The sequence below is a fragment of the Pseudescherichia sp. genome, from assembly GCF_031987975.1.
Taxonomy (GTDB): Bacteria; Pseudomonadota; Gammaproteobacteria; order Enterobacterales; family Enterobacteriaceae; genus Pseudescherichia.
In genome coordinates this window covers 400,550-420,257 of sequence record NZ_DALZYX010000003.1, presented here as the reverse complement: position 1 = coordinate 420,257, position 19,708 = coordinate 400,550, and the positions used below count along the sequence as shown (strand labels likewise).

The 19,708-nt window shown below is 58.2% G+C and carries 19 protein-coding genes and 1 tRNA gene; 15 read left to right on the top strand and 5 right to left on the bottom strand.

The window, feature by feature from the left end; translation table 11 throughout:
* Together RTN40_RS07810 and rsmC are read right to left on the bottom strand one after the other, a co-directional pair.
* Nucleotides 1-87: transfer RNA gene (locus RTN40_RS07810), tRNA-Leu, on the bottom strand.
* 133 nt (nucleotides 88-220) lie between these two features.
* Nucleotides 221-1,249, bottom strand: a complete 1,029-nt coding sequence (gene rsmC / locus RTN40_RS07805) for a 16S rRNA (guanine(1207)-N(2))-methyltransferase RsmC (RefSeq protein WP_312227967.1) — start codon at nucleotides 1,247-1,249, stop codon at nucleotides 221-223.
* A 104-nt stretch (nucleotides 1,250-1,353) separates the two neighbouring features.
* Between rsmC and RTN40_RS07800 the strand changes: the two genes are divergently transcribed.
* From RTN40_RS07800 to deoD, 12 genes are all read left to right on the top strand, one after another.
* Nucleotides 1,354-1,767, top strand: a complete 414-nt coding sequence (locus RTN40_RS07800; RefSeq protein WP_312227966.1) for a DNA polymerase III subunit psi — start codon at nucleotides 1,354-1,356, stop codon at nucleotides 1,765-1,767.
* Nucleotides 1,736-2,176, top strand: coding sequence for a ribosomal protein S18-alanine N-acetyltransferase (rimI, locus tag RTN40_RS07795; protein WP_312227965.1), 441 nt, complete (start codon nucleotides 1,736-1,738; stop codon nucleotides 2,174-2,176). The genes RTN40_RS07800 and rimI overlap by 32 nt, the downstream gene beginning before the upstream one ends.
* A gap of 16 nt (nucleotides 2,177-2,192) precedes the next feature.
* Nucleotides 2,193-2,870, top strand: a complete 678-nt coding sequence (gene yjjG, locus RTN40_RS07790) for a pyrimidine 5'-nucleotidase (protein ID WP_312227964.1) — start codon at nucleotides 2,193-2,195, stop codon at nucleotides 2,868-2,870.
* 90 nt (nucleotides 2,871-2,960) lie between these two features.
* Nucleotides 2,961-4,550: a peptide chain release factor 3 gene (gene prfC / locus RTN40_RS07785; RefSeq protein WP_312227963.1), complete on the top strand. Its 1,590-nt coding sequence runs from the start codon at nucleotides 2,961-2,963 to the stop codon at nucleotides 4,548-4,550.
* Nucleotides 4,551-4,895: 345 nt separating this feature from the next.
* Entirely contained in the window at nucleotides 4,896-5,516 is a 621-nt protein-coding gene (gene osmY / locus RTN40_RS07780) for a molecular chaperone OsmY (protein WP_312212584.1), read from the top strand.
* 129 nt (nucleotides 5,517-5,645) lie between these two features.
* Entirely contained in the window at nucleotides 5,646-5,807 is a 162-nt protein-coding gene (locus RTN40_RS07775) for a DUF1328 domain-containing protein (RefSeq protein ID WP_002437547.1), read from the top strand.
* A gap of 116 nt (nucleotides 5,808-5,923) precedes the next feature.
* The gene (locus tag RTN40_RS07770; RefSeq protein WP_312227962.1) at nucleotides 5,924-6,997 is read left to right on the top strand and encodes a patatin family protein; all 1,074 of its coding nucleotides are present in this window, start codon (nucleotides 5,924-5,926) and stop codon (nucleotides 6,995-6,997) included.
* Entirely contained in the window at nucleotides 6,994-7,767 is a 774-nt protein-coding gene (locus RTN40_RS07765) for a TatD family hydrolase (RefSeq protein WP_312227961.1), read from the top strand. Before RTN40_RS07770 ends, RTN40_RS07765 begins: the two co-directional genes overlap by 4 nt.
* Nucleotides 7,768-8,053: 286 nt before the next feature.
* A complete protein-coding gene (gene deoC / locus RTN40_RS07760) occupies nucleotides 8,054-8,833 on the top strand; it encodes a deoxyribose-phosphate aldolase (protein WP_103818500.1) in 780 nt (259 codons plus the stop codon).
* 93 nt (nucleotides 8,834-8,926) lie between these two features.
* Nucleotides 8,927-10,249, top strand: a complete 1,323-nt coding sequence (deoA, locus tag RTN40_RS07755) for a thymidine phosphorylase (protein ID WP_312227960.1) — start codon at nucleotides 8,927-8,929, stop codon at nucleotides 10,247-10,249.
* Nucleotides 10,250-10,317: 68 nt separating this feature from the next.
* Entirely contained in the window at nucleotides 10,318-11,541 is a 1,224-nt protein-coding gene (gene deoB, locus RTN40_RS07750) for a phosphopentomutase (RefSeq protein ID WP_312227959.1), read from the top strand.
* 57 nt (nucleotides 11,542-11,598) lie between these two features.
* Nucleotides 11,599-12,318: a purine-nucleoside phosphorylase gene (gene deoD, locus RTN40_RS07745; RefSeq protein ID WP_144816295.1), complete on the top strand. Its 720-nt coding sequence runs from the start codon at nucleotides 11,599-11,601 to the stop codon at nucleotides 12,316-12,318.
* A 39-nt stretch (nucleotides 12,319-12,357) separates the two neighbouring features.
* On the opposite strand, the gene lplA is transcribed toward deoD, so the two are convergent.
* Both lplA and RTN40_RS07735 read right to left on the bottom strand, forming a co-directional pair.
* The gene (gene lplA / locus RTN40_RS07740) at nucleotides 12,358-13,374 is read right to left on the bottom strand and encodes a lipoate--protein ligase LplA (protein ID WP_312227958.1); all 1,017 of its coding nucleotides are present in this window, start codon (nucleotides 13,372-13,374) and stop codon (nucleotides 12,358-12,360) included.
* Nucleotides 13,375-13,460: 86 nt separating this feature from the next.
* Complete coding sequence (locus tag RTN40_RS07735; RefSeq protein WP_312227957.1) at nucleotides 13,461-14,108, bottom strand: YtjB family periplasmic protein; 648 nt, start codon at nucleotides 14,106-14,108, stop codon at nucleotides 13,461-13,463.
* A gap of 119 nt (nucleotides 14,109-14,227) precedes the next feature.
* Here RTN40_RS07735 and serB point away from each other — a divergent pair, with 119 nt between their 5' ends.
* From serB to nadR, 3 genes are read left to right on the top strand one after another with little or no spacing between them, the layout of a single operon-like run.
* Nucleotides 14,228-15,199, top strand: a complete 972-nt coding sequence (gene serB, locus RTN40_RS07730; RefSeq protein ID WP_312227956.1) for a phosphoserine phosphatase — start codon at nucleotides 14,228-14,230, stop codon at nucleotides 15,197-15,199.
* A 10-nt stretch (nucleotides 15,200-15,209) separates the two neighbouring features.
* Nucleotides 15,210-16,592, top strand: a complete 1,383-nt coding sequence (gene radA, locus RTN40_RS07725; protein WP_312212592.1) for a DNA repair protein RadA — start codon at nucleotides 15,210-15,212, stop codon at nucleotides 16,590-16,592.
* Nucleotides 16,593-16,627: 35 nt separating this feature from the next.
* Nucleotides 16,628-17,860 carry a multifunctional transcriptional regulator/nicotinamide-nucleotide adenylyltransferase/ribosylnicotinamide kinase NadR gene (gene nadR, locus RTN40_RS07720; RefSeq protein ID WP_312212593.1) on the top strand — a complete coding sequence of 411 codons (1,233 nt, stop codon included), beginning with the start codon at nucleotides 16,628-16,630 and terminating at the stop codon, nucleotides 17,858-17,860.
* A gap of 31 nt (nucleotides 17,861-17,891) precedes the next feature.
* Here nadR and ettA read toward each other — a convergent pair whose 3' ends face one another.
* A complete protein-coding gene (gene ettA, locus RTN40_RS07715; protein WP_312227955.1) occupies nucleotides 17,892-19,559 on the bottom strand; it encodes an energy-dependent translational throttle protein EttA in 1,668 nt (555 codons plus the stop codon).
* Nucleotides 19,560-19,708: the final 149 nt, after the last annotated feature.

Genomic DNA, 19,708 nt, shown 5'->3' with positions numbered 1-19,708 from the left:
TGGTGCGAGGGGGGGGACTCGAACCCCCACATCCGTAAGGACACTAACACCTGAAGCTAGCGCGTCTACCAATTCCGCCACCTTCGCAGACCATCGATACAGTTAAAGTATCGTAACCACGGAGGCGCATTCTAGTTGTTTTATACCGTTCGTCAACAGTTAATTGCACGGGACAGGGCAACTGCTGCAAAAAACGCCGGGTAGCCCGGCGTTACTGGAATTAACGCTTCGCCTGACGGGTCATCACCGTACGGTAAACCTTGAAGCGTCCGGTCTGGGCCAGCACCTCGTGGAAACCAAAGGTTTCGTCCAGCACCTGCGGGTAGGGCAGGAAAGCGTTTGCCACAATACGCAGCTCGCCGCCGCTGTTCAGATGGCGTACCGCGCCACGGATCAGCGTCTGCGCCGCCTCCAGGCTGGTCTGCAAACCATCGTGGAACGGCGGGTTGGAGATGATCATGTCGTAACGACCGGTCACCTCAGAGAAGACGTTGCTGGCAAAGACTTCACCCTCAAAGCCGTTGGCAGCGAGAGTGGCGCGGCTGGCTTCTACCGCCGGGGCGCTAACGTCACAGAGCGTCAGGCGCACCTTCGGCGAGTGGCTGGCCAGCACCGCAGAGAGCACGCCCGCACCGCAGCCGATATCCAGCACCTTACCTTTGGTGTGTGGCGTCAGGGTGGAGAGCAGCAGCTGGCTACCGCTGTCCAGACCATCGCGGCTGAAGACCCCCGGCAGGGTATGAATGGTCAGGTCATCCAGCGTATAGCTGTCGTTGAACGCGCCGGCATCGAACGCAGGGTGCTTCTCCAGACGGCCATGGTACAGGCCGCAGCGGCGTGCGCTATCGACCTTGTTCAGCGGGCAGTAGTCCGCCAGCATCTGCTCGGCGCTACGCACGCCGCTGCGGTTCTCGCCGACCACGAAAATATCCGTGCCCAGCGGCAGCAGAGAGAGAATGTTCATCAGCTGGAACTGGGCTTCCGGCTTGTTCTTCGGCCAGTAGTAGATCAGCGTATCGCTGTCGCCCACGTCGGCCTGCTCGGCCACAAGGCCAAAGCGCGCGTTTTCGCCCATCTGGCGGCTCAGCACCTGCCAGTGGTGAAACTGCTGGGTATGGGCGCGGCTCTCGGCGGTATCCAGGCGCGCGGGCAGGTCGTCCTGCATATCTCCGGCAAACAGAACGCGGCTCTCTTCGAAATCATCACTGTGACGCAGCAAGACTTCACTTGCCGGGGTTAAAGCAGACATGAAACAGCTCCTTAATAAACTCAGCGCTGGATTATAGTTGTTTGTTGGCGCAGATACGACGAATTTGCTATATTTGCGCGCCTGACATACAGGAGTGACCCGCTATGATTTCCCGACGCGACTGGCAGCTACAGCAGCTGGGCATTACCCAGTGGTCTTTGCGCCTGCCTGCGGCGTTGCAGGGCGAAGTCGCTGTGTCACTGCCCGCGCATATCCGTCTGGTGATGGTGTCAAACGCGCTCCCGGCGCTCAGCGAGCCGCTGGTGGGCGATATCCTGCGGGCGCTGACGATAACCCCGGATCAGGTGCTGCAGCTGACTCCCGACCGTGTGGCGATGCTGCCCCCGGAGAGCCGCTGTAACAGCTGGCTGCTGGGCAATCACGAGGCGCTGACGCTGGAAGGCGCACGCGTTCACTCTCCCGCACTCGACGAACTGCGGGCAAACCCGGCGGCGCGAGCCGACCTATGGCGACAAATCTGCGAGTATGAACACGATTTCTTCCCTCAGCACGGCTGACTTGACCCACGCTTACGCGATTGAGCAACGCGCCCACGCTTTTCCCTGGAGCGAAAAGACCTTCGCCAGCAATCAGGGAGAGCGCTACCTGAACCTGGGCCTGGCGGTTGACGAGACGCTGGCGGCGTTTGCCATTACCCAGGTCGTGCTTGACGAGGCCACGCTGTTTAATATCGCGGTCGATCCCGCTTTTCAGCGCCGTGGGCTGGGGCGCGCGCTGCTCGAGCATCTCATTAGCGAGCTGGAAAAGCGTGACGTGCTGACGCTGTGGCTGGAGGTGCGGGCCTCAAACGTGGCGGCCATTGCCCTCTATGAGAGCCTGGGCTTTAACGAGGCGACGATACGCCGCAACTACTATCCAACCGCTGACGGCCGCGAAGACGCCGTGATTATGGCTTTGCCGCTTTAACAAAAAAGGTGATGTAATGAACTGGGACTGGATCTTCTTTGATGCCGACGAAACGCTGTTTACCTTCGACTCATTCAGCGGACTACAGCGGATGTTTCTCGACTACAGCGTGACCTTTACCGCCGAAGATTTCCAGGACTACCAGGCGGTCAATAAACCGCTGTGGGTGGATTACCAGAACGGAACCATCACCTCTTTACAGCTGCAGCATCAGCGCTTCCAGAGCTGGGCCGACCGCCTCAGCGTGCAGCCGGGCGATCTTAACAGCGCTTTTATTACCGCGATGGCCGAAATTTGCGCCCCGCTGCCGGGCGCTGTCTCGCTGCTGAACGCCCTGCAGGGCAAGTGCAAGATGGGCATTATTACCAACGGTTTTACCGCGCTACAGCAAATTCGCCTGGAGCGCACCGGCCTACGGGATCACTTTGATCTGATCGTCATCTCCGAGCAGGTTGGCGTGGCGAAGCCGCACCCGCGTATTTTTGACTATGCGCTGGAGCAGGCGGGCAACCCGGATCGCTCTCGCGTGCTGATGGTGGGCGATACCGCCGAGTCCGATATTCTGGGTGGCATGAATGCCGGATTAGCAACCTGCTGGCTCAATGCGCACAACCGCGCGCTGCCGGAGGGGATCAACCCAACCTGGACCGTGACCTCGTTGAGCGAACTGGAGCAACGCCTGTGTAAACATTGATTGTCTGCCTGCCATTGCTGGGTAAAATAGCCGCATTCCCCTATTCATGATGCGCGGCCTGACGCCGCGCTTATATAAGAAGATTTGATTATGACGTTGTCTCCTTATCTGCAAGAGGTGGCCAAGCGCCGTACTTTTGCCATTATCTCTCACCCGGATGCCGGTAAAACCACCATTACTGAAAAGGTGCTGCTGTTCGGACAGGCGATCCAGACCGCCGGTACGGTAAAAGGGCGTGGCTCGAGCCAGCACGCTAAATCCGACTGGATGGAGATGGAAAAGCAGCGTGGGATCTCAATCACCACCTCCGTGATGCAGTTTCCGTATCACGACTGCCTGGTGAACCTGCTGGACACCCCGGGGCACGAAGATTTCTCGGAAGATACCTACCGTACTCTGACGGCGGTGGACTGCTGCCTGATGGTCATTGATGCCGCGAAAGGGGTAGAGGATCGTACCCGCAAGCTGATGGAAGTTACCCGCCTGCGTGATACGCCGATCCTGACCTTTATGAACAAGCTTGACCGTGACATCCGTGACCCCATGGAAGTGATGGACGAGGTGGAGAGCGAGCTGAAGATCGCCTGCGCGCCTATTACCTGGCCGATCGGCTGCGGTAAGCTGTTTAAAGGCGTTTACCACCTCTATAAAGACGAAACCTACCTTTATCAGACCGGCAAAGGACATACCATTCAGGACGTGCGTATCGTTAAGGGTCTGGATAACCCGGAGCTGGACGTTGCGGTGGGTGAAGAGCTGGCAGCGCAGCTACGCGACGAACTGGAGCTGGTAAAAGGTGCCTCGCACGAGTTCGATAAAGAGCTGTTCCTGGCTGGTGAGATCACCCCGGTCTTCTTCGGTACCGCGTTGGGTAACTTCGGCGTTGACCACATGCTGGATGGTCTCGTTGAGTGGGCACCGCGCCCCATGCCGCGCAAAACCGATACTCGTGAAGTGGAAGCGCAGGAGGAGAAGTTCTCCGGTTTCGTGTTTAAGATCCAGGCCAACATGGATCCAAAACACCGCGACCGCGTGGCGTTCCTGCGCGTGGTCTCCGGTAAGTATGAAAAAGGCATGAAGCTGCGCCAGGTGCGTCTCGGCAAGGACGTGGTTATCTCTGACGCGCTGACCTTTATGGCAGGCGACCGTTCCCACGTTGAAGAGGCCTACCCTGGCGATATCATCGGTCTGCACAACCACGGCACCATTCAGATTGGCGATACCTTCACCCAGGGCGAGATGATGAAGTTCACCGGCATCCCGAACTTTGCCCCAGAGCTGTTCCGTCGTATTCGCCTGCGCGATCCGCTGAAGCAGAAGCAGCTGCTTAAGGGGCTGGTTCAGCTCTCGGAAGAGGGCGCGGTCCAGGTGTTCCGTCCGATTGCCAACAACGATCTGATCGTCGGTGCGGTCGGGGTGCTTCAGTTTGACGTGGTAGTTGCGCGGCTGAAGAGCGAATACAACGTGGAAGCGATCTATGAATCGGTTAACGTCGCCACCGCCCGCTGGGTGGAGTGCAGCGACGTGAAGAAATTCGAAGAGTTCAAGCGTAAAAACGAGATCCAGCTGGCGCTGGACGGCGGCGATAACCTGACCTACATCGCGCCGACCATGGTCAACCTGAATCTGACCCAGGAGCGTTACCCGGACGTGCAGTTCCGTAAAACGCGCGAACACTAATCTCTTCCACTCTCCAGAGCACGGCAGCCGCCGTGCTCTGTCACTTTCCCTGTCTTATTAGTCTCTTGCGGAATGTTCTTAAATAGCCCGCTTTTTGCTTTTATCCCCCGTTTTTTTGCCGTCTCCCCCAAGCGCTTTTTCAATTGTTGGCTATATTTAACAAAGTGATTACCAGACGTGTGGATGAATGCACTGTTCAATGCGTGAATAAAAGCGTTTCATCTTGCACTCTTTTTTAGTCACATGATTAAAAGCTGAAAACCGGGTGACATTCACCCTAGCAGCAAAGCGGCCTTGATGGCTGCTCAAAGCCCAAAACGTGGGCAAACTGAAAGGAATAGATCGATGACTATGACAAGACTGAAGATTTCTAAAACCCTGCTGGCTGTTGTATTAGGTTCTGTTGTTGCAAGCGGTTCTGCTCTGGCAGAGACCAGCGCAACTGACAAAGCGCAATCTACGGCTCACAGCGCCGGGGAAAAAATCGATAGCTCTATGAATAAAGTCGGTAACTTCATGGATGACAGCGCGATCACCGCCAAAGTTAAAGCAGCACTGGTCGATCACGAAAGTATCAAAAGCACCGACATCTCCGTTAAGACCGATAAAGCGGTAGTGACGCTGAGCGGCTTCGTTGAGAGCCAGGCGCAGGCTGAAGAAGCGGTGAAAGTCGCTAAACAGATCGAAGGCGTTAAGTCCGTTAGCGACAAACTGCATGTACGCGATGGCAAAACGTCCTCTGTGAAGGGCTACGCAGGTGATACCGCCACCACCAGCGAAATTAAAGCTAAGCTGTTAGCTGATGACATCGTTCCGGCACGTAAAGTGAAAGTTGAAACCACCGATGGTGTCGTTCAGCTGACCGGTACGGTTGACTCCCAGGCACAAATCGAACGTGCGGAGAGCATCTCCAAAGCGGTCGATGGTGTGAAAAGTGTGAAAAACGATCTTAAAGTTAACAAGTAATCTCAGAATGCGATCCCCCGCCTTGTAACGGGGGACGTGAGCATCACACCGAGTAAGTATCGCCGGTGAGTAGCCTGAGCGCTCACTAACAGCGGTAACGTTAACTATGGTAAAGGAAAGGAGAATCTTATGTTTCGTTGGGGCATTATATTTCTGGTTATCGCGTTAATCGCCGCTGCTCTGGGCTTTGGTGGCCTGGCCGGTACGGCAGCAGGTGCGGCAAAAATTGTCTTTGTCGTCGGGATCATTCTGTTCCTGGTCAGCCTGTTTATGGGACGTCGGCGTCCATAGCGAGCCGTCAATTCCCGCTAATCGTAAAGCCAGTCCTTGTGACTGGCTTTCACGGTTTTGAAAAATAAAAAATTAAGATAAGCTGTTAATAAATAAAACAATGACAGGAAAGCAGGGTGGGGCAGCGCATTCCCGTTACGCTCGGCAATATAGCGCCGCTAGCGTTGAGTTCCTTTCGCCCGGGGCGGCTCGCCTTAGTTTGTGAAGGCGGCGGTCAACGAGGCATCTTCACTGCCGGCGTGCTGGACGAATTTATGCGCGCGCAATTTAACCCTTTCGAACTTTTCTTTGGTACCTCTGCCGGGGCGCAGAATATTTCGGCCTACCTCTGTAATCAGCCCGGCTACGCGCGCAAAGTCATTATGCGCTACACCACATCCCGTGAGTTTTTTAACCCGGTGCGCTTCGTGCGCGGCGGCAACCTGATCGATCTCGACTGGCTGGTAGAGTCTACGGCGAAGGATATGCCGCTGGCGATGGATACCGCCGCCAGGCTGTTTGATGTTGGCAAGCTGTTCTATATGTGCGCCTGCCGGGGGGATGACTATACGCCCGGCTACTTCTCTCCAACCAGCCAGACCTGGCTGGATCTGATCCGCGCCACCAGTGCCATCCCCGGTTTTTACCGCAGCGGCGTGATGCTGGACGGCATTAACTATCTCGACGGCGGCATCAGCGATGCTATCCCGGTGCAGGAGGCGGCAAAGCGGGGGGCGAAAACTATCGTGGTGATCCGCACCGTGCCGTCGCAGATGTACTATACGCCACAATGGTTCAAGCGCATGGAGCGCTGGCTGGGCGATAGTAGCCTGCAATCTTTCGTTAATCTGGTTCACCACCATGAGAGCAGCTATCATGCGATCCAGCAGTTTATTGAGAAGCCGCCCGGCAAGCTGCGGATCTTTGAGATCTACCCGCCACGCCTGCTGAAGAGCATGGCGCTGGGTAGCCGCCTGCCGGCGCTGCGTGATGACTACAAGCTGGGCCGGCTATGCGGTCGTTACTTTCTTGCCACCGTCGGTAAGCTGCTGGTAGACGAGCCGCCGCTGCTGCGCCATACGCCGCGTATCGTCACCCCGACGACAATGGTAGTGCCGCCTGCGGTGGTGGCCAACGACGCGCTGGCGACAACCCTGATCGATGCCCCACAGGCCAACGATACGCCCTTCAGTAAAGAGAGTTCGGCATGACGCAACGCTTTATCGATACCCACTGCCATTTTGACTTTCCGCCCTTTACCGGTGATGAGGCCCGGAGCCTTGCCAGGGCCAGCGCAGCGGGCGTTGAGGCGGTGATCGTTCCCGCCGTCGAGGCGGCCCATTTTTCCCGCGTGCTGGCGCTGGCCGAGCGGTTTACATCCGTCTATGCTGCGCTAGGGCTACACCCTATCGTGATTGAGAAGCATACTTCGGAGTGCGTTGACAGACTGGCTGACCAGCTGGCCGCGAAGCCCACCCGGCTGGTAGCGATAGGCGAGATCGGCCTCGATCTCTATCGGGAGGATCCGCAGTTTGACAAGCAGGAGCAGCTGCTTGATGAACAGCTTAAGCTGGCAAAGCGCTACGATCTACCGGTGATCCTTCACTCCCGACGCACCCATGACAAGCTGGCGATGCATCTTAAGCGCCATAGCCTGCCGCGCACCGGCGTGGTACACGGTTTTGCGGGCAGCCTGCAACAGGCCCAGCGCTTTGTTGAGATGGGCTACCGGATTGGCGTTGGGGGCACCATCACCTATCCGCGGGCGAGTAAAACCCGCGATGTTATCGCCCGCCTGCCCCTCACCGCCTTACTGCTGGAGACGGACGCGCCGGATATGCCGCTCAACGGTTTCCAGGGAGAGCCTAACCGTCCCGAGCAGGCGGCCCGCGTCTTTAGCACACTTTGTGAGCTACGCCCGGAATCCCCTGACGAGATTGCTGCTACGCTTCTGGCTAATACGCATCAAACGTTTATGTGAAAATTTTACCATTTCTCTCCGGTGCGAGCGCAATGTTCCGGCGGCCTGTCGCGTTTAACCAGGCTGTTATGTTAGAATTATAACATGCCAGCCGTTCCGGGCAGCGCCGTGATGAACGGCTTAAATAGTGACGTGTCTCACATTGATGCTGTGCAACTTTGCATTACGTTTTCATTAACTGTGATGTACGTCGAAGTGTCGTGGCGGGAGGATGTTAGAATAGTAACAGACCCGCCCGGTTAAACGATGAACCGGCAAATGCCGTCTTCAGCTTCTGGAGAGTGTTATGACTGATTTAACTGCAAGCAGCCTGCGTGCATTACAACTGATGGATTTGACCACCCTGAACGACGATGACACCGATGCGAAAGTGATCGCGCTGTGCCATCAGGCGAAAACCCCGGTGGGCAATACCGCCGCGATCTGCATCTACCCGCGCTTTATTCCGATCGCACGTAAGACGCTGAAAGAGCAGGGCACCCCGGAGATCCGCATCGCCACGGTGACGAACTTCCCGCACGGTAATGACGATATTGAGATCGCGCTGGCAGAGACCCGGGCGGCTATCGCCTACGGTGCGGATGAGGTGGACGTTGTGTTCCCGTACCGCGCGCTGATCGCCGGTAATGAGCAGGTCGGTTTCGATCTGGTTCAGGCCTGTAAAGCTGCCTGCGCTGAAGCCAACGTGCTGCTGAAGGTGATCATCGAAACCGGTGAGCTAAAAGAGGAGGCGCTGATCCGTAAAGCCTCTGAGATCGCCATCAAGGCGGGTGCGGACTTTATCAAAACGTCTACGGGTAAAGTACCGGTTAACGCCACGCCAGAGAGCGCCCGCATTATGCTGGAAACCATCCGCGATCTGGGCGTCGAAAAAACCGTGGGCTTCAAACCGGCAGGCGGCGTACGCACGGCGGAAGATGCCGCGCAGTTCCTCGCCATTGCCGACCAGCTGTTCGGCGCAGAGTGGGCTGACGCACGCCACTACCGCTTTGGCGCATCCAGCCTGCTGGCAAGCCTGCTGAAGGCACTTGGCCACGGCGACGGCAAAAGCGCAAGCAGCTACTAATCAACACCGTTGGGCCTCCTCGTAGGCCCGATAAGCGGAGCGCCATCGGGCGTATGCCGATGGCCTTCGCGCCAGCTCATCAAGGGGGTTACCTTGTTTCTCGCTCAAGAAATTATTCGAAAAAAACGCGATGGCCATGCCCTCAGCGACGAAGAGATTCGCTTTTTTATCAACGGCATTCGTGATAACACCATTTCAGAAGGTCAGATTGCCGCGCTGGCGATGACCATCTTTTTCCACGACATGGCCATGCCGGAGCGCGTCTCCCTGACCATGGCGATGCGCGACTCGGGTACGGTGCTGGACTGGAAAAGCCTCAGCCTGAACGGTCCGATTGTCGATAAACACTCTACCGGCGGCGTGGGCGACGTCACCTCGCTGATGCTCGGCCCGATGGTAGCGGCCTGCGGCGGCTACGTACCGATGATCTCCGGACGCGGACTGGGCCACACCGGCGGCACCCTCGACAAACTGGAAGCGATCCCTGGCTTTGACATCTTCCCGAACGACAGCCGCTTCCGGGACATTATTAAGGACGTCGGCGTCGCGATTATCGGTCAGACCAGCTCCCTCGCCCCAGCGGACAAACGTTTTTACGCCACCCGCGATATTACCGCCACGGTTGACTCTATTCCGCTGATCACCGCCTCTATTCTGGCGAAAAAGCTCGCGGAAGGGCTGGATGCGCTGGTGATGGATGTGAAAGTGGGCAGCGGCGCGTTTATGCCAACCTATGAGCTGTCCGAGGCGCTGGCCGAAGCCATCGTTGGCGTCGCCAACGGCGCGGGCGTGCGCACCACGGCGCTGCTGACCGATATGAACCAGGTTCTGGCCTCCAGCGCCGGTAATGCGGTGGAGGTGCGCGAGGCGGTGCAGTTCCTGACCGGCGAGTATCGCAACCCGCGCCTGCTCGACGTCACCATGGCGCTGTGCGTGGAGATGCTGATCTCCGGCAAGCTTGCCCGTGACGACGCCGACGCCCGCCAGCAGCTGCAGGCGGTACTGGATAACGGCAAAGCGGCAGAGGTCTTTGGCCGGATGGTTGCCGCGCAAAAAGGCCCGGCTGACTTTGTCGAGAACTACGCGAAGTACCTGCCGACAGCGACCCTCAGCAAGGCGGTCTATGCCGATACCGAAGGCTTTGTCTCGGCGATGGACACCCGTGCGCTGGGCATGGCGGTGGTATCGATGGGGGGCGGCCGCCGCCAGGCTGCTGACAGCATCGACTACAGCGTGGGCTTTACCGATATGGTGCGTCTGGGTGACAGCATTGACGGCCAGCGGCCGCTGGCGGTGATCCACGCCAAAGACGAGGCCAGCTGGCAGGAAGCGGCAAAAGCCGTTAAGTCTGCCGTGACGTTGGACGATCAAGCTCCCGAAACCACGCCAACCGTCTATCGTCGTATAACTGAATAGCTGTATACTGATCTGATCGATTTTTTATGAAGCACTAATTTCTATGAAGTACTAGGTACGGAGAAAATATGAAACGTGCATTTATTATGGTGCTGGACTCTTTCGGCATCGGTGCGACAGAAGATGCGGAGCGCTTCGGCGACGCAGGTTCCGACACCCTCGGCCATATCGCCGAAGCCTGTGCCAAAGGCGAGGCTAACACGGGCCGCCAGGGTCCGCTGAATCTCCCCAACTTAACTCGTCTGGGCCTGGCGAAGGCGCATGAAGGCTCTACCGGAACTATTCCTGCGGGAATGGACGGTAATGCAGAGATCGTTGGCGCTTACGCATGGGCGCACGAACTCTCCTCCGGGAAAGATACGCCGTCGGGCCACTGGGAGATTGCCGGCGTGCCGGTACTCTTTGACTGGGGCTACTTCTCTGATACCGAGAACAGCTTCCCACAGGAGTTGCTCGACAAGCTGGTAGAGCGCGCCGGGCTGCCGGGTTATCTGGGTAACTGCCACTCCTCCGGGACGGTGATCCTCGATCAGCTCGGCGAAGAGCATATGAAAACCGGCAAGCCGATTTTCTATACCTCTGCGGACTCGGTGTTCCAGATCGCCTGCCATGAAGAGACCTATGGTCTGGATAAGCTCTATGAACTATGCGAAATCGCCCGTGAAGAGCTGACCGAAGGTGGCTACAACATTGGCCGCGTGATTGCGCGTCCGTTTGTTGGCGACAAAGCGGGTAACTTCCAGCGTACCGGTAACCGTCACGACCTGGCAGTAGAGCCGCCGGCCCCGACCATCCTGCAGAAGCTGGTGGAAGAGAAGGATGGCCATGTGGTATCGGTAGGGAAAATTGCCGATATCTATGCTCACGTTGGCATCACCAAAAAAGTGAAGGCCACCGGTCTGGACGCGCTGTTTGACGCCACCGTCAAAGAGATGAAGGACGCGGGGGATAACACCATCGTGTTTACTAACTTCGTTGACTTCGACTCCACCTGGGGACACCGTCGCGACGTAGCGGGCTATGCGGGCGGCCTTGAGCTGTTCGACCGCCGCCTGCCGGAGCTGTTAGCGCTGGTGGAGGAGGGGGACATCATCATCTTCACCGCCGACCACGGCTGCGACCCGACCTGGACCGGTACGGACCACACCCGCGAGCATATCCCGGTGCTGATCTACGGCCCGAACGTTAAGCCTGGCTCACTGGGCCATCGTGAAACCTTCGCGGACATCGGCCAGACGCTGGCGACCTACTTTGGTACGTCGCCAATGGAATATGGCAAAAACATGCTGTGATTATTTGGGCGGGTGCGCTCCCGCCCTTCATCTTTTTGAGAATTAAAGGAAATTACGATGGCTACCCCACACATTAACGCTGAAATGGGCGATTTTGCTGACGTTGTGCTGATGCCGGGCGATCCGCTGCGTGCTAAACATATCGCGGAAACTTTCTTTGAAGACGTGCGCGAAGTAAACAACGTGCGCGGTATGCTGGGCTACACCGGTACCTACAAAGGCCGCAAAATCTCCGTGATGGGCCACGGCATGGGTATCCCGTCCTGCTCTATCTACACCAAAGAGCTGATCACCGATTTTGGCGTGAAGAAGATCATCCGTGTAGGCTCCTGCGGCGCGGTTCGCGCTGACGTGAAGCTGCGCGACGTAGTGATCGGCATGGGTGCCTGCACCGACTCCAAAGTGAACCGTCTGCGCTTTAAGGATCACGACTTCGCGGCGATTGCTGACTTTGACATGGTACGCAACGCGGTAGACGCGGCTAAAGCGCTGGGCGTTGACGCTCGCGTCGGCAACATCTTCTCTGCCGATCTCTTCTACACGCCGGATCCGACCATGTTCGACGTGATGGAAAAATATGGCATTCTCGGCGTGGAGATGGAAGCGGCGGGGATCTACGGCGTAGCGGCAGAGTTCGGTGCAAAAGCGCTGACCATCTGCACCGTCTCTGACCATATCCGTACCCACGAGCAGACCACCGCGGCCGAGCGTCAGACGACCTTCAACGATATGATTAAGATCGCGCTGGAGTCCGTGCTGCTGGGCGATAAAGAGTAAGTTTGTGCTGTGCCGGGTGGCGGCTTCGCCTTACCCGGCCTACCGCACCGCGTTGCCAATCCATTCTGATAACTCCCGTAATTCTCTCTCCTGAGCCGGAAAATCCACTAACAGTGCATCACACGCCTGCTGCAGCATATCCGCGCGGTAGAGGCAGCCCTGTAGCCGCGCCGCCAGCGCCTCCAGCGGGGCCGGATTCAGGCTATCGGTAAAGATCTGCGTGCGGGTGATGTGTCCTCGCTCGACGTCGAAATGCAGCTCGACGCCGCCCCAGGTAAAGCGCTCATCCAGCAGGTGGCTGAAGGAGGGAGCCTGACCAAAATTCCACTCCCAGCTGCTCTGGCGGGCAAACGTCTCGGCAAAGTTCGGCAGATCTGGCGTCCGGTCCGGAGAGATAACCTCCGCCGCGACGCGCTCGCCGTAGTGGGCAAAAAAGGCCTCGGTGACGGCATCGCAGATCGTCTCATGGGTAATACCCGGCAGCAGATCCACCAGGTTCGCCACCCGCCCGCGCACTGAGGTAATGCCCTTGGCCTGGAGCTTCTTCTTATCGGGATTGAGGTAGTTCGCCAGCCGGCTCAGGTCGGCATTGAGCAGCAGCGTCCCGTGATGGAAGCCACGATCCGGCGTCTCACGATAGGCCGAGCCAGAGACCTTGCGGTCGCCCTCCGGCGTTTTGACCACCAGATCGTTACGTCCCGACGCTTCCGCCGCTACGCCCAGCGCGTTGAGCGCGTTAAGCACAATGCTGGTAGAGATAGTCTTGTCGTACTCCGGCTTGCCCGCCATAAAGGTAAAGCAGGTATTGCCGAGGTCGTGAAACACCGCGCCGCCACCGCTGCTGCGCCGGGCAAGACGGACGTTATCCTCCTCCATGCGTCGGGTATTGCACTCTTTCCACGGATTTTGCGCCCGGCCAATGACCACCGTATCGGCGTTGCGCCACAGAAAGAGCACGCGCTGAGTCGCGGGCATCTGACGGAAAATCGACTCCTCTACCGCCAGGTTAAACCAGGGATCGTACGAATCAGAGATAAGCAGGCGTAACGTAGGCATGACAGCTTTCCTTTTAGTTATTTGCCCCCATATTAACCATAAAGCGGCTTGGGCACACGCGCCGGATGGCGCTGCGCTTATCCGGCCTACGGCTCTCTTTTTTCGCTCTCTTCGTCTTCGGGCACCGACCGGCTGGCGGTGAGCAGGAACGGCGACTGCTGCCAGCGGGTGCGCTTGCCCTGCAGCAGCGTGCGGGTCAGCACCACGCCAATGGCTAACGACAGGAGCAGCATCAGGCGGAGGATATTTGTGGTATTATCGACCTGTTTCGCTTCGGTCGGCAGGGTATGGGTGTCGAGGGTCAGACGCAGGTAGCCGAGCGGGCCATTTTTTCCCTGTATAGGTTCAACGATTTGCTGGTTGAAGTAGCCGCCGGCCTTTTTCCCGTCCAGCGCCAGACGGTCACGGACGTCAACGCTCTCTCCCGAACGCGCAATCAGATCGCCTTGCTCATCGTAGACGCCCGCGTCAAGAATGCGGCTCCCTTCGGTAAGCTGGCGCAGGAGCGCGCTAATCGGCTTTTCGTCCGGTGTTTCGCTGCGCATTAGCGGCGTCAGGTTCAGGGTCACCTGGTGCGCCAGGGTACGGGCCAGCTCTTCAAACTGGGGGTTACGCGCCCGCTGGTGGCTTTGGCTGAACCACGATGCCCCCTGCATCAGCGCCACTAAAAGGGCGAGACAGATGAGCACAATCACAGCGCGATGCAGCCGGAATCTCAGTTTTGCGCGGGCCATATTTTTACCTGATGAAAATTTGAGGTTAGCATGTTGCCAGAAGCGATGATTACAGGGTAGCCTCATGCGTTATTTTTACCCGTATCCGTTTGGCCGCACGTGTTTTTACAGGAGCTTTAATGTCTAACAGTTTAACCTGGCGCGACCTGCCCGAAGCCGTCTCACAGTGGCCTGGGCTGCCGCTCTCTTTAAGCGGCGACGAGGTGATGCCGCTCGATTATCACGCGGGTCGCAGCGGCTGGCTGCTCTATGGCCGCAGCCTGGATAAACAGCGCCTGACGGCGTATCAGCGCTCGCTCGGCGCGGCGATGGTGATCGTCGCTGCGTGGTGCGTCGAGGATTACCAGGTGATCCGCCTGGCCGGCTCGCTGACGCCGCGGGCAACGCGTCTGGCGCACGACGCCGGTCTGGACGTTGCGCCGCTGGGTAAAATCCCGCACCTGCGCACGCCGGGCCTGCTGGTGATGGACATGGACTCTACTGCGATCCAGATCGAGTGTATCGATGAGATCGCGAAGCTGGCGGGTACCGGGGAGATGGTCGCCGAGGTGACCGAGCGGGCGATGCGCGGCGAGCTGGACTTTACCGCCAGCCTGCGCAGCCGCGTTGGCACCCTCAAGGGGGCAGACGCCAGCATTCTGCACCAGGTGCGCGACGGTCTGCCGCTGATGCCGGGTCTGATCCAGCTGGTGCTGAAACTCGAGACGCTGGGCTGGAAGGTGGCTATCGCCTCCGGCGGCTTTACCTTCTTCGCCGACTACCTGCGCGACAGGCTGCGCCTGACCGCCGCCGTGGCTAACGAGCTGGAGATTGTTGACGGCAAGCTGACCGGTCACGTGGTGGGTGACATAGTGGATGCGCAGTACAAGGCGGCCACGCTGCTGCGTCTGGCGCAGGAGTACGATATTCCGCTGGCACAGACCGTCGGGATCGGCGACGGTGCTAACGATCTGCCGATGATCAAATCGGCGGGGCTGGGGATCGCCTATCACGCGAAACCCAAAGTAAATGAGAAGACGGAAGTGACTATCCGTCACGCTGACCTGATGGGCGTTTTCTGTATCCTGTCCGGCAGCCTGAACCAGAACTAACGAGGTAAACGTGGCGAAAGCTCCAAAACGCGCATTTGTCTGTAATGAATGCGGTGCGGATTATCCGCGCTGGCAGGGGCAGTGCAGCGCCTGCCATGCCTGGAACACCATCACCGAGGTGCGCGTTGCGGCATCTCCGACGGTTGCGCGCAACGAGCGGCTGAGCGGCTATGCCGGTAACGCAGGCGTCTCGAAGGTGCAGAAGCTGTCAGAGATAAGCCTGGAGGCGCTGCCGCGCTTCTCAACCGGCTTTAAAGAGTTTGACCGCGTGCTGGGCGGCGGCGTGGTGCCGGGCAGCGCGATCCTGATCGGCGGTAACCCAGGGGCAGGCAAGTCCACGCTGCTATTGCAGACCCTGTGCAAACTCTCCGAAAACATGAAAACGCTGTACGTCACCGGCGAGGAGTCGCTCCAGCAGGTCGCCATGCGCGCGCACCGTCTGGGCTTACCGACCAACAACCTGAACATGCTCTCCGAGACCAGCATTGAGCAGATCTGCATGATTGCTGACGAAGAGCTGCCGAAGCTGATGGTGATCGACTCGATCCAGGTGATGCACATGGCGGACATTCAGTCGTCTCCGGGCAGCGTAGCCCAGGTACGTGAGACGGCAGCCTATCTGACGCGCTTTGCCAAAACGCGCGGCGTCGCCATTGTGATGGTTGGCCACGTTACCAAAGACGGCTCGCTGGCCGGGCCAAAAGTGCTGGAGCACTGCATTGACTGTTCGGTACTGCTGGACGGCGACGCCGATTCGCGCTTCCGCACCCTGCGCAGCCATAAAAACCGCTTCGGCGCAGTGAACGAACTGGGCGTCTTTGCCATGACCGAGCAGGGCCTGCGCGAGGTCAGCAACCCGTCGGCCATCTTCCTTAGCCGGGGCGATGAGGTCACCTCCGGCAGCTCGGTGATGGTGGTCTGGGAGGGCACCCGCCCGCTGCTGGTAGAGATCCAGGCTTTGGTGGATCAGTCGATGATGTCTAACCCGCGCCGCGTGGCGGTGGGCCTGGAGCAGAACCGGCTGGCGATCCTTCTGGCAGTGCTGCACCGCCACGGCGGGTTGCAGATGGCGGATCAGGATGTCTTTGTGAACGTCGTTGGCGGGGTGAAGGTCACCGAGACCAGTGCCGACCTGGCGCTGTTGCTGGCGATGGTCTCCAGCCTGCGTGACCGCCCGCTGCCGGACGATCTGGTGGTGTTTGGCGAGGTTGGGCTGGCCGGTGAGATCCGCCCGGTGCCCAGCGGCCAGGAGCGTATCTCCGAGGCGGCGAAGCACGGTTTCCGCCGGGCTATCGTCCCTGCCGCCAACGTACCGAAAAAACCACCGGCTGGGATGCAGGTGTTTGGCGTGAAAAAACTTGCCGATGCGCTAAGCGTCTTTGACGACTTATAATTACCACTACGATTTTGCAGGAGGCACCGTAATTTATGTCGTCATTTGACTATCTGAAAACCGCCATCCGCCAAAAGGGCTGCACGCTACAGCAGGTGGCGGAGGCGAGCGGCATGACCAAGGGCTACCTGAGCCAGCTGCTCAATGCCAAGATTAAAAGCCCCAGCGCGCAGAAGCTTGAAGCGCTGCACCGCTTCCTCGGGCTGGAGTTTCCCCGGCTGCAAAAAAATATCGGCGTGGTGTTTGGCAAGTTTTACCCGCTGCATACCGGGCATATCTACCTGCTGCAGCGCGCCTGCAGCCAGGTGGACGAGCTGCATGTGATTATGGGCTATGACGAGACGCGCGATCGCGCCCTGTTTGAAGAGAGCGCCATGTCGCAGCAGCCCACGGTGCCGGACCGCCTGCGTTGGTTGTTGCAGACCTTTAAATACCAGAAAAATATCCGTATCCACGCCTTTAACGAAGAGGGGATGGAGCCGTACCCGCACGGCTGGGACGTCTGGAGTAAAGGCATTAAGGCCTTTATGGATGAGAAGGGGATCCAGCCCAACTGGATCTACACCTCCGAAGAGGCCGATGCCAAGCAGTATGAGAAGCACCTCGACATCGAGACCGTGCTGATCGACCCGAAACGCACCTTTATGAACATCAGCGGCGGGCAGATCCGCGCCAATCCGTTCCGCTACTGGGAGTACATCCCCACCGAGGTAAAGCCCTTCTTCGTGCGAACGGTGGCCATCCTCGGCGGCGAGTCGAGCGGCAAATCGACGCTGGTGAATAAGCTCGCCAACATCTTCAATACCACCAGCGCATGGGAGTACGGACGTGACTATGTCTTCTCCCATCTTGGCGGCGATGAGATGGCGCTTCAGTACTCCGACTACGACAAAATCGCCCTCGGCCAGGCACAGTACATCGACTTTGCGGTGAAGTACGCCAACAAGGTCGCCTTTATCGATACCGATTTCGTGACTACCCAGGCCTTCTGTAAAAAGTATGAGGGGCGCGAGCACCCGTTCGTGCAGGCGATGATCGACGAGTACCGCTTTGACCTGGTGATCCTGCTGGAGAATAACACCCCGTGGGTCGCTGACGGTCTGCGCAGCCTTGGCAGCTCGGTGGATCGCAAAACCTTCCAGACCATGCTGGTCTCTATGCTTAACGACAACGGGATCGACTTTATCCACGTCGAAGAGTCAGACTACGATGGGCGCTTCCTGCGCTGCGTGGAGCTGGTGAAAGAGATGATGGGCGAGCAGGGATAAAAAAACGGCCTTCCGGGGAAGGCCGCTATCATTACTTAGAGATACGCTTGTACTTGATACGCTTCGGCTCCAGCGCGTCTGCGCCGAGGGTGCGTTTCTTATACTCTTCGTACTCGGTGAAGTTACCTTCAAAGAACTCCACTTTACCCTCGTCCTGGTAGTCCAGAATGTGGGTAGCGATACGGTCGAGGAACCAACGGTCGTGCGAGATCACCATCGCACAGCCCGGGAACTCCAGCATGGCGTTTTCCAGCGCGCGAAGGGTTTCGATATCCAGGTCGTTGGTCGGTTCATCGAGCAGCAGCACGTTACCGCCAACCTGCAGCAGCTTGGCCAGATGCAGACGGCCACGTTCACCGCCGGACAGCTCGCCTACGCGTTTGCCCTGATCGACGCCTTTGAAGTTAAAGCGGCCCACATAGGCGCGGCTTGGCATCTCGGTGTTGCCGATCTTCATGATATCCAGCCCGCCGGAAACCTCTTCCCACACGGTTTTGCTGTTATCCATCGCGTCACGGAACTGATCCACGGAGGCCAGCTTCACGGTTTCACCCAGGGTGATGGTGCCGCTGTCAGGCTGTTCCTGACCGGACATCATGCGGAACAGGGTAGATTTACCCGCGCCGTTCGGGCCGATGATGCCGACAATCGCCCCTTTCGGTACCGAGAAGCTCAGATCGTCGATCAGCACGCGGTCGCCGTAGGATTTACGCAGGTTGCTCACCTCAACGACTTTATCCCCCAGACGTGCGCCAGGCGGAATAAACAGTTCGTTGGTTTCGTTACGCTTCTGGTATTCGGTGTTGTTCAGCTCTTCAAAGCGGGCCAGACGGGCTTTGCCCTTAGACTGACGGCCTTTGGCACCCTGACGCACCCACTCCAGCTCTTTCTCAATGGATTTACGGCGGGCCGCTTCCTGAGAGGCTTCCTGGGCCAGGCGCTGATCTTTCTGCTCCAGCCAGGAGGAGTAGTTGCCTTCCCACGGAATGCCTTCGCCACGGTCAAGCTCAAGGATCCAGCCAGCAACGTTATCGAGGAAGTAGCGGTCGTGGGTGATCGCCACCACGGTGCCCTCGAAGTCGTGCAGGAAGCGTTCCAGCCAGGCCACGGACTCGGCGTCCAGGTGGTTGGTGGGTTCGTCGAGCAGCAGCATGTCTGGTTTTTCCAGCAGCAGGCGGCACAGCGCCACGCGGCGGCGTTCACCCCCGGAGAGCTTATCAACTTTGGCATCCCAGTCCGGCAGGCGCAGGGCGTCAGCGGCGCGCTCCAGCTGCACGTTCAGGTTGTGGCCGTCGTGGGCCTGAATGATCTCTTCAAACTTGCCCTGTTGGGCCGCGAGCTTATCGAAGTCAGCGTCCGGCTCTGCGTACTTGGCATACACTTCGTCAAGGCCTTTCAGGGCGTTAACCACCTCGGACACGGCTTCTTCAATGGATTCGCGCACGGTGTGCTCTGGGTTCAGCTTCGGCTCCTGCGGCAGGTAGCCGATTTTCAGACCTGGCTGCGGGCGGGCTTCACCTTCGATGTCGGTATCGATGCCGGCCATAATGCGCAGCAGGGTGGACTTACCCGCACCGTTGAGACCGAGAACGCCAATTTTTGCGCCCGGGAAGAAGCTCAGCGAGATATTTTTCAGAATATGACGTTTCGGCGGAACCACTTTGCCGACACGATGCATGGTATAAACGAATTGAGCCACGTTGGACTTCGCCTCTTTTATCGTAATGTGAATGGTACTCAGCTGCCGAGTGTAGCCGTTTTTGGGGTGCAATCCCAGCCAGCTGCGTCACGAGTGTTAAATCAGACTCAAAAGTAAAAAAGTGTCCAGCGCGTGGCGGATTGCGAAAT

Coding starts and splice junctions, on each gene's coding strand:
- rsmC (WP_312227967.1), bottom strand. CDS start 1,249: ATGTCTGCTTTAACCCCGGCAAGTGAAGTCTTGCTGCGTCACAGTGAT.
- RTN40_RS07800 (WP_312227966.1), top strand. CDS start 1,354: ATGATTTCCCGACGCGACTGGCAGCTACAGCAGCTGGGCATTACCCAG.
- rimI (WP_312227965.1), top strand. CDS start 1,736: ATGAACACGATTTCTTCCCTCAGCACGGCTGACTTGACCCACGCTTAC.
- yjjG (WP_312227964.1), top strand. CDS start 2,193: ATGAACTGGGACTGGATCTTCTTTGATGCCGACGAAACGCTGTTTACC.
- prfC (WP_312227963.1), top strand. CDS start 2,961: ATGACGTTGTCTCCTTATCTGCAAGAGGTGGCCAAGCGCCGTACTTTT.
- osmY (WP_312212584.1), top strand. CDS start 4,896: ATGACTATGACAAGACTGAAGATTTCTAAAACCCTGCTGGCTGTTGTA.
- RTN40_RS07775 (WP_002437547.1), top strand. CDS start 5,646: ATGTTTCGTTGGGGCATTATATTTCTGGTTATCGCGTTAATCGCCGCT.
- RTN40_RS07765 (WP_312227961.1), top strand. CDS start 6,994: ATGACGCAACGCTTTATCGATACCCACTGCCATTTTGACTTTCCGCCC.
- deoC (WP_103818500.1), top strand. CDS start 8,054: ATGACTGATTTAACTGCAAGCAGCCTGCGTGCATTACAACTGATGGAT.
- deoB (WP_312227959.1), top strand. CDS start 10,318: ATGAAACGTGCATTTATTATGGTGCTGGACTCTTTCGGCATCGGTGCG.
- deoD (WP_144816295.1), top strand. CDS start 11,599: ATGGCTACCCCACACATTAACGCTGAAATGGGCGATTTTGCTGACGTT.
- lplA (WP_312227958.1), bottom strand. CDS start 13,374: ATGCCTACGTTACGCCTGCTTATCTCTGATTCGTACGATCCCTGGTTT.
- RTN40_RS07735 (WP_312227957.1), bottom strand. CDS start 14,108: ATGGCCCGCGCAAAACTGAGATTCCGGCTGCATCGCGCTGTGATTGTG.
- serB (WP_312227956.1), top strand. CDS start 14,228: ATGTCTAACAGTTTAACCTGGCGCGACCTGCCCGAAGCCGTCTCACAG.
- nadR (WP_312212593.1), top strand. CDS start 16,628: ATGTCGTCATTTGACTATCTGAAAACCGCCATCCGCCAAAAGGGCTGC.